Origin of the sequence: Galactobacter sp. (genome assembly GCF_022712295.1) — a bacterium.
Taxonomy (GTDB): Bacteria; Actinomycetota; Actinomycetes; order Actinomycetales; family Micrococcaceae; genus Galactobacter.
Genome location: NZ_JALAGT010000086.1, coordinates 1 through 9428 on the forward strand (window position 1 = coordinate 1; position 9428 = coordinate 9428).

The following is a 9428-nucleotide window of genomic DNA, read 5'->3' on the forward strand; positions in this document are numbered from 1 at the left end:
ACGCCGAGAAACCGGGGAACGTCAGCCCCGCTTCAAGGATGACATGGTCATGATTAACGAACGGCCGGCCGAAGTTGAAGACCGATCTGTACCCGGTCACTGGGAAGGTGATCTCATCATGGGAGCGGGAAACAAGTCGGCAATCGGGACCCTGGTGGAACGTCAAAACGGTTTCACCATGCTTCTGCACCTTCCTGATGATCACGCTGCACCAACCGTCCGTGATGCGATCGTCAAGAAGATGCTGACTCTTCCTGAGTCCGTTCGTGCATCCTTGACCTGGGATCAGGGCGTCGAAATGGCCGAGCACGTTGCAGTCAAAATGGCGACAAACATGGACGTCTACTTCTGTGACCCGCATTCTCCGTGGCAACGAGGGACCAACGAGAACACCAACGGCCTGCTGCGCCAATACTTCGCAAAAGGAACCGACCTCTCGAAATACGGTCCAGAAGACCTTGAATACGTCGAGAACGAACTCAATGGCCGGCCCCGCAAACGGTTAGGATGGCATACGCCCGCGGAACACATGCGGGAGCTCATAGGATCCTGAACACCACCGGTGTTGCAACAACCGCTAGAAACCGCCTACCGACGTTGTGTGGTTCGACCGACGTTGTGTTGTTTGACGGACACTGTGCCGCTGGAGAAGCGGCAGTGCCGTCGAGACGGTTGGTCTGTCTGGGATCAGGCGTCCGCGATGATCGCGATGGTCTCGCCCGCGCCGACCGTTCCTCCAGCCGAGGCGTGTAGCTTCTTGATGACGCCGGACTTGTGGGCGGTCAGCGGCTGCTCCATCTTCATGGCCTCGAGGACCACGATGAGGTCGCCCTCCGCCACGGTGGCGCCCTGCTTCACGGCGACCTTGACGATGGTTCCCTGCATGGGCGAGGTGAGGTCGTCACCGGAGGCCGCGCCGGCCTTTCCGCCGGAGCGCTTGCGCTTGGGGGTCGAGTGGTTGCGCGCCTTGCCGTTGCCGGAGCCGAAGGACAGGGAGCCGGGGAGGCGAACCTCGAGGCGCTTGCCGCCCACCTCGACGGTGATCTGCTGGCTCTCCTCGTCCTCTTCCTCGTCAGGGGTGGAACCGGAGTATGGCTCGATCTTGTTGTCGAACTCCGTCTCGATCCAGCGGGTGTGGACGTGGAAGGCCTCGTCCGGGTTCTCGGGAACGAAGGCGGGATCCGCCATGACCACGCGGTGGAAGGGGACCACGGAGGGCATGCCGTCAATGGTCAGTTCCGCCAGCGCACGGCGGGCCCGCTGTGCGGCCTGCGCACGGTCGGAGCCGGTGACGATCAGCTTGGCGATCATGGAGTCGAAGTTGCCGGAGACCTTCTCGCCCTGCTCCACACCGGAGTCGACGCGCACGCCGGGGCCGGAGGGGAACTTCAGGGTGGTGAGGGTACCGGGGACGGGCATGAAGTTACGTCCCGGGTCCTCGCCGTTCAGGCGGAACTCGAAGGAGTGGCCGCGCAGTTCCGGGTCGTCGTAGCCCAGCTCCTCGCCACGGGCGATGCGGAACTGTTCGCGGACCAGATCAAGGCCGGAGACCTCTTCGGAGACGGGGTGCTCCACCTGCAGGCGGGTGTTGACCTCGAGGAAGGAGATAACACCGTCGCGGCCCACCAGGAACTCGCACGTTCCGGCGCCGCTGTAGCCGGCCTCCTTCAGGATGGCCTTGGAGGAGGAGTAGAGGCGATCCAGCTGGTCCTCGCTCAGGTAGGGGGCCGGGGCCTCCTCCACGAGCTTCTGGTTGCGGCGCTGCAGGGAGCAGTCGCGGGTGGAAACCACCACGACGTTGCCGTGCACATCCGCGAGGCACTGGGTCTCCACGTGGCGGGGAGCGTCGAGGAAACGCTCCACGAAGCATTCGCCTCGACCGAAGGCCGCGGTGGCCTCACGGACGGCGGATTCGTAGAGCTCGGTGATGTCCGCGCGGTCCCGAACCACCTTGATGCCGCGTCCGCCACCGCCGAAGGCTGCCTTGATGGCGATGGGCAGGCCGTGGGTGTCCGCGAACTCGAGGACCTCCTCGGCGCTGGTCACGGGGTCCTTGGTGCCGGGCACCTGGGGGGCTCCCACCTTGGCGGCGATATGGCGCGCCTGGACCTTGTCACCCAGCTGCTCGATGGCCTGTGGGGAGGGGCCGATCCAGGTCAGGCCCGCCTCGATCACCTTGGAGGCGAACTCTGCGTTCTCGGAGAGGAAGCCGTAGCCGGGGTGCACGGCATCGGCGCCTGCCTTTTTGGCGGCGTCCAGGATCTTGTCCATGTCGAGGTAGGACTCGGCTGCGGAATTGCCGCCGAGTGCATATGCCTCGTCGGCCATACGTACGTGTAGTGCGTCTCGGTCGGGATCCGCGTACACGGCAACAGAGGCGATGCCCTCATCCTTCGCGGCGCGGATCACGCGGACGGCGATCTCGCCTCGGTTGGCGATGAGAACCTTGGTCAGTGACGGCATGGGATTGCCTGCTCCTTCACAACGGGTGCGCACGTGAGCCTATCCGAATTGTGGGTTTCCCACGTAAACGGCGCGCGGAGAGGCTCGTCACCCCGCCCCGGGTTTAGAGGATTCCTACAAAGAATCCTGGTTGCGATCGGCTGGGCTGACAGCGTCAGCTCCACAGCTCGGTGACGGCCACGCCGAGCTGGGCGCAAAGCTCACGTAACGCGTTGGGGGAGATGCCGACAACCGCATGGAAGTCGCCGTCGATGCGCTCCACGAGCGCGGCCGCCTTGCCGTCCACCGTGAACCCGCCGGCGCACCCCAGCGGTTCACCGGTGGCGACGTAGGCCGCGATCTCTTCGTCGCTCGCGTCGGCGAACGTGACCGACGTCGAGACGGTGACGGACGCGCCGGCCGACTCCGCTCCGTCGCGCAGATCCACCAGCGTGTGTCCCGTGTGCAGCACCCCGGTGCGTCCCCGCATCTGCCGCCAGCGCTCAATCGCCACCTCGGGTACGTGGGGTTTGCCGTAGGCCGCGCCGTCCAGCTCGAACACCGAATCGCACCCCAGGACCAGGTGCCCAGCCGAGCCCGGCCGAGCGGCGACGTCCTGCGCCTTGGCCTGCGCCAGCAGGCCCGCCTCGCGGGCCGGGGAGATGTCCTCCCCGGCTGAGCGATGCTCCGCGATCAGGGCACGCTCGTCCACGTCCGGCGCATCCGTGGCATACGCGAAGCCCGTGGCGTCCAGCACGCTGCGACGCGAACCGGAGGTGGAGGCCAGCAGCAGCAAGGGGGAAGTCATGCTCACCACGCTAGTCCACACAGACGGCCGGGCCGGGATCAGTGGGCACTCATGCCCGACGACCCGTGGTCGCCTCAGGCGTTGGACGTCGCCTTGGAATCCTCGATCGCCTCGGCTTCCGCCTCGGCCTCGCGGTCCACGAACAGGTCGCCCTCGCGCTTGGCGTTGTAGACGTCCAGGTTCAGGATGCCCTCGTGCTTGGAGACCAAGGTGGGGACCAGCGCCTGACCTGCCACGTTCACGGCGGTGCGGCCCATGTCGATGATCGGATCGATGGAGAGCAGCAGGCCCACGCCGTCCAGCGGCAGACCCAGCGTGGACAGGGTCAGCGTCAGCATCACCGTGGCGCCGGTGGTGCCTGCGGTCGCGGCCGAACCCAGGACGGAGACCACCATGATCAGCAGGTAGTGGACGAAGTTCAGGTCGATGCCGTAGAACTGCGCCACGAAGATGGCGGCGACGGCCGGGTAGATCGCGGCGCAACCGTCCATCTTGGTGGTGGAGCCCAGCGGCACGGCGAAGGAGGCGTAGGCACGCGGCACGCCCAGGTTGGACTCGGTCACGCGCTGGGTCACGGGCATGGTGCCCATGGAGGAGCGGGACACGAAGCCGATCTGCACGGCCGGCCACACACCGGAGAAGTACTGCTTGATGGAGAGGCCGTGCAGCTTCACGAGGATCGGGTAGACCACGAAGAGCACCAGGGCCAGGCCGATGTAGATGGTGACGACGAACTTCACCAGCGTGCCCATGGAGGTCCAGCCGTAGGTGGCCACGGCGTTACCGATGAGGCCCAGGGTGCCGAGCGGGGCCAGGCGGATGATCCACCACAGCACCTTCTGGACCACCTTGAGGGCGGACTTGCAGAAGTTCACGAAACCGTCGGCGGCCTTGCCGACCTTCAGCGCGGCGATGCCGATGGCGATGGAGATGACCAGGATCTGCAGCACGTTGAAGGAGACGGACGTGGTGGTCTCGCCGCCGTCGGTGGAGGTGTCTGCGGCCAGACCCAGGAAGTTGGACGGGATCAGGCCCTCCAGGAAGGCCCACCAGGAGCCGGTGTGCCCGCTGGTCTCTTGCGCTTGGAGGTGCCCGGTGCCCTCACCGGGCTTGACGATGACGCCGAGCAGGATGCCGATCACCACGGCGATGGCTGCCGTGATGGCGAACCACATGAGGGTCTTCCATGCCAAGCGGGCGGCGTTGGTGACCTTGGCCAGATTGGAGATCGAGGCGACCACGGCCAGGAAGACCAGCGGTGGGACGGCCGCGATCAGCAGCTTGACGTAGTTGGAGCCGATCACCTGGAGGGTGGCGCCGAGGCCGTTGGGGTTGTCCTTGGTGGATCCCGTGGCGACGGCGATCAGGCCGAGGATGATGCCGAGGACGAGGCCTGCGATGATCTGGAAACCGAAATTGGTCAGCCAGCTCGGCAGGCGATGGGTGCGGGTGCTGTCTGTGGTGCTCACCGGTCCAGGGTAAGGATGTACCTTAAACCATTCCAAGGGTTTGTGTCCCTTTATGAAGCCCACGTGACGTGGCTCGCGTCATCCGGTGCCCGACGGCATGTGGCTGGGACCCAGCCCTACGCCGTCGGGCAGTGTAATGAGCGGCTGCGCCGCTCAGCTGATCAGGCCAGATCAGCCGAGGATGGCTGTTCAGCCGCGGAGGACCGCCTTGGTCAGGGAGTCCAGGCCCATGCCGCCCAGGCGCAGGGCGCGGGTGTGGAAGGCCTTCTCGTCGAAGTCGTCGCCCTCCTGTTCGCGGACCTGTTCACGTAGCTGCTCCCAGAGTCGCTGGCCGATCTTGTAGGACGGTGCCTGCCCCGGCCAGCCGAGGTAGCGCATGAACTCGAAGCGGATGCGGCCCTCGGACTCGAACATATTGGCCTTGAGGAACTCCCAGCCCTTGTCCGCATCCCAGGTCTCGGGTTCGGAACTCGAGCGCCAGCGCTCGGGGACCTCGAGGCCCAGGTGCACACCGATGTCGAAGACCACGCGGGCGGCGCGCAGTCGCTGGCCGTCCAGCATGCCCATGCGGTCGCCAGGGTCGGCGAGGTAGCCCAGTTCCTCCATGAGGCGCTCGGCGTAGAGCGCCCAGCCCTCGCCGAAGCCGGAAGTCCAGACGATCTCGCTGCGGTAGCGGTTCAGATCTGCACCGGCCAGCAGGGCGGTGGCGATCTGCAGGTGATGGCCGGGGACGCCCTCGTGGTACACCGTGGAGGTCTCGGCCCAGGTCTGGAAGGTATCCTCACCCTCCGGGACGGACCACCACATGCGGCCGGGGCGGGAGAAGTCGGAGGAGGGCCCCGTGTAGTAGATGCCGCCCTCGTGGGTGGGGGCGATGCAGCACTCGAGGCGGTCCATGGGCGCCTCGATGTCGAAGTGTGTGCCGGCCAGATCCTTCAGCGCCTGGTCCGATTTCTGCTGCATCCAGGCCTGCAGGGCGTCGGTGCCGTGCAGTGTGCGGGACTCGTCGGCCTCCAGCACCTCGCGGGCTCGGGCGATCGAGGCGCCTGGCTCGATCTCGTTGGCCACGGCCTCCTGCTCGGCGATGATCCGGTCGAGTTCGGCCACGCCCCAGGCGTAGGTCTCGTCCAGGTCCACGGTTGCGCCAAGGAAGAGGCGGGACATGAGCTGGTAGTACTCGCGGCCCACGGCGTCCTCGTCCGGGGCGTCCGGGGCCAGGTCCTTCTCCAGGAAGTCGGCGAGCTGGGCGTAAGCGGCCTTGGCCCGGGCCACGCCCGTGATCATGGCGGAGGTCAGGTCTGCGTCGGTGTCGGGTGCGCGATCCAGCAGCTCGTCGAAGTAGCCGCCGTCTGCCACATACGCCTCACACTGGGCTGCCACCTCCCGTACCTGGCGTACCGCGGAGACGTGGCCCGCGTCGCGGGAGGCGGAAAGGGACTCGACGAAGCCGTCCAAGGCGCCGGGCAGGTTGGAGAGGCGGCCTGCGATGTTGACCCAGTCCTCCACCGTGTCGGTGGGCATCAGGTCGAAGAGGTTGCGGGCGGACTGCGCCACGCACTCCAGGTTGTTGAGTTGGGTGACGCCGGTGTCGATGATCTCCACGTCAAGGCCCAGGCGTTCACGCATGATGTCCAGCGTGACCACGTCGACCTCGTCGAGCTCACCGGTCGAGGCCTCGTCCAGGGCCGCCAGGGTCTTCACCAGCAGGGCGCGATAGGCGGCGGTGCCTGCGGGGGAGTGGTCGTCGTAGGCCTGCTCACTGCCGGGGATGCCGAGCGACATGGCGGTCTCCGGGCTGAGCTCCAGGAGCTGCTCCACGAAGGAATCCGCGATGCGGTCGATTGCTGACGGTGTGCGATTCGAGTTCTGGGTCACACCAACACCCTAACGTGCCGCCGGGGGCGTCAGCGTCCGCGCATCCTCCATGCGCCGGGTACGGCCATGATGCGGTTGCGCAGACGGGCGGCGCGACGCAGCACGTCGGTGCGGGTGGCCGGGGCGGGCTCCGGCTCCTGCGCGGAGGACGCTGCTGCGGCCAGAACGGCGGTGAGTGCGGCGAGCTCCTCGGCGCTGGGGGTGCCGCGCACCACCCGGAAAGCGGGCGCCTCCGGAACGACGGCTTCCTCCGGCTGAGCCCACGGCTCGCGGGCCGAGCGGTGGCCGGTGGACGGGCTGGTTGCAGGACTCACAGCGGGATGTTCCCATGCTTCTTGGCGGGCAGGTTGGCGTGCTTGTCACGCAGGGCGCGCAGGCCCTGGACGATCTGCAGGCGGGTGTCGCTCGGGGCGATGACGGCGTCCAGATAACCCAGCTCGGCGGCCTGGTACGGGTTGAGCAGTTCGGCCTCGTAGTCCGCCACGATCTCCGCACGGCGGGCGTCCACGTCCCCACCCTCGGCCTGCACGGCGGCGAGGTCGCGGCGGTAGAGGATGTTGACCGCACCCTCGGCGCCCATGACGCCGATCTGGGCGGTGGGCCAGGCCAGGTTCAGGTCCGCGCCGAGCTTCTTGGAGCCCATCACGATGTAGGCGCCGCCGAAGGCCTTGCGGGTGATCACGGTCAGCTTGGGCACGGTGGCCTCGGCGTAGGCGAAGAGCAGCTTGGCGCCGCGGCGGATGATGCCCTGGTCCTCCTGGTCCTTGCCGGGCAGGAAGCCGGGGACGTCCACGAAGGTCAGCACGGGGATGTTGAAGGCGTCGCAATTGCGGACGAAGCGTGCGGCCTTCTCGGAGGCCTTGATGTCCAGGGTGCCCGCGAACTGCATGGGCTGGTTGGCCACGATGCCCACCGTGGCACCTTCGACGCGGCCGTAGCCGATGAGCACGTTGGGTGCGTAGAGCGCCTGGACCTCGAAGAACTCGCCCTCGTCCAGGACGTGCTCGATGACGGTGCGCATGTCATAAGGCTGTGCGGGGGAGTCGGGGATGAGTGTGTCGAGTTCCTCGTCCTCCTCCGTGACGGTGAGGGGCTGTTCCGCCAGGTCGAGCGGCGGCTCCGCGAGGTTGTTGGAGGGGAGGTAGGAGAGCAGCTCTCGGGTGAAGTCGAGGGCGTCCTCCTCGTCCGCAGCCAGGTAGGTGGAGGTGCCGGTGTCCTGGTTGTGGTGGCGGGCGCCACCCAGGGTCTCCATGTCCACGTCCTCGCCGGTGACGGTCTTGATCACGTCGGGGCCGGTGATGAACATGTGGGAGGTCTGGTCCACCATCACGATGTAGTCGGTAAGGGCTGGGGAGTAGGCCGCGCCGCCCGCGCAGGGGCCCATGATCACGGAGATCTGAGGGACCACGCCGGAGGAGTGGACGTTGGCGCGGAAGATGTCGGCGAACATGGCCAGGGACGCCACGCCCTCCTGGATGCGCGCTCCGCCGCCGTCGTTGATGCCCACCACGGGGCAACCGTTGCGCAGCGCGAATTCCTGCACCTTGACGATCTTCTGGCCGTTGACCTCGGAGAGCGAGCCGCCGTAGACGGTGAAGTCCTGGGAGTAGACGGCCACGAGGCGCCCGTCCACGGTGCCGTAACCGGAGACCAGGCCGTCACCCAGGGGCTTCTTCTTCTCCATGCCGAACGCGTGGGTGCGGTGGGTGCGCAGGGCGTCGAACTCGACGAAGGACCCGGGATCCAGGAACATGTCCACGCGTTCGCGGGCGGTGTGCTTGCCGCGCGCGTGCTGCTTCTCGATGGCCGCCTCGCCGCTGGGGGTCAGCGAGCGTTCCTGGCGGGATCGGAATTCAGCGAGCTTGCCTGCCGTGGTGGTCAGGTCGAAGCCGCTGTCCTGGCTCTCGGTCATGTTGCTTCTGGCTCCTCGATCGGTCCCTGCGTGAACGGCCGCGGGTTGCCCGGCCGCAGGCCAGTCTAGGCCGTGTGGTCGAGTGGCGACATTCCTGCTGCATCATACGTTCCCGGAGCGGGTCTGCACGGGCTGTGCATATGCCGTGCCGGGAATACGTTGGCTTCAATACCCGACGGGGTGTGGTCGTTCGGTTGCCCAAGGCGCCTTGGGTGCCGCGAGGCACCTACGGCCCTCCCCGCCGTCGGGCATGCCACCTTGCTGGCAGTATCCGGAAATGTGAGCACGGTCCGTGCTCACATTTACGGATACTGCCTTCAGGGGTGTCGAGAGAGAAGTTACCGATGAGTAGCAAAATGGTGGGGGAATCGCTACGCTCTTCAACCATGAGCCACGAATCGTCTGCGAACCCCTCGCCGCTGTCCACTACCGGGGCCCTCAAGGGCCGCACCATCCTGATGTCCGGCGGCAGTCGTGGCATCGGCCTGGCCATTGCCCTGAAGGCCGCCCGCGACGGCGCCAACCTGGTGCTGCTGGCCAAGACGGACAAGCCTCACCCCGCACTTCCCGGCACCGTTCACACCGCGGCCGAGGAGATCGAGGCCGCCGGTGGCCGCGCACTGGCGATCGTGGGCGACGTCCGCAACGACGACGACGTCGCGGGCGCTGTGAACCAGGCCGTCGCCAAGTTCGGTGGCATCGACGCCGTGGTGAACAACGCCTCAGCGATCGACCTCTCCGACACCGCCAGCGTGTCCATGAAGCGCTACGACCTGATGCAAGACATCAACGCCCGCGGTACGTTCCTGCTCTCCAAGACCGCGCTGCCGTACCTGCGCAAGTCAGAGGCCGTACACATTCTGACGCTTTCCCCGCCCCTTAACCTGGATCCGCGCTGGGCCGGCGACCACCTGGCCTACAC

The 9428-nt window shown here is 66.7% G+C and carries 8 protein-coding genes; 2 read left to right on the forward strand and 6 right to left on the reverse strand.

Going from position 1 to position 9428, the window contains the following annotated elements; all coding sequences use genetic code 11:
- On the forward strand, nt 1-553 hold a 553-nt coding region (locus Q0A15_RS06430), incomplete at its 5' end, for an IS30 family transposase (protein ID WP_291278698.1).
- 134 nt (nt 554-687) lie between these two features.
- Here Q0A15_RS06430 and Q0A15_RS06435 read toward each other — a convergent pair.
- The 6 genes from Q0A15_RS06435 to Q0A15_RS06460 all read right to left on the reverse strand — a co-directional run bounded on the left by Q0A15_RS06435 (nt 688) and on the right by Q0A15_RS06460 (nt 8506).
- Entirely contained in the window at nt 688-2463 is a 1776-nt protein-coding gene (locus Q0A15_RS06435; RefSeq protein ID WP_291278699.1) for a biotin carboxylase N-terminal domain-containing protein, read from the reverse strand.
- Between the two features lie 154 nt (nt 2464-2617).
- Entirely contained in the window at nt 2618-3250 is a 633-nt protein-coding gene (locus tag Q0A15_RS06440; RefSeq protein WP_291278700.1) for a nucleoside triphosphate pyrophosphatase, read from the reverse strand.
- Nucleotides 3251-3324: 74 nt separating this feature from the next.
- Nucleotides 3325-4719: a dicarboxylate/amino acid:cation symporter gene (locus Q0A15_RS06445; protein WP_291278701.1), complete on the reverse strand. Its 1395-nt coding sequence runs from the start codon at nt 4717-4719 to the stop codon at nt 3325-3327.
- Between the two features lie 189 nt (nt 4720-4908).
- Nucleotides 4909-6594 carry a DUF885 domain-containing protein gene (locus Q0A15_RS06450; RefSeq protein WP_291278702.1) on the reverse strand — a complete coding sequence of 562 codons (1686 nt, stop codon included), beginning with the start codon at nt 6592-6594 and terminating at the stop codon, nt 4909-4911.
- A 29-nt stretch (nt 6595-6623) separates the two neighbouring features.
- A complete protein-coding gene (locus tag Q0A15_RS06455) occupies nt 6624-6908 on the reverse strand; it encodes an acyl-CoA carboxylase epsilon subunit (protein ID WP_291278703.1) in 285 nt (94 codons plus the stop codon).
- On the reverse strand, nt 6905-8506 hold the full coding sequence (locus Q0A15_RS06460) for an acyl-CoA carboxylase subunit beta (protein WP_291278704.1): 1602 nt from the start codon (nt 8504-8506) through the stop codon (nt 6905-6907). The genes Q0A15_RS06455 and Q0A15_RS06460 overlap by 4 nt, the downstream gene beginning before the upstream one ends.
- A 386-nt stretch (nt 8507-8892) precedes the next feature.
- Here Q0A15_RS06460 and Q0A15_RS06465 point away from each other — a divergent pair.
- Nucleotides 8893-9428: SDR family oxidoreductase (locus tag Q0A15_RS06465; RefSeq protein ID WP_291278705.1), on the forward strand; the 536-nt coding region annotated here is incomplete at its 3' end.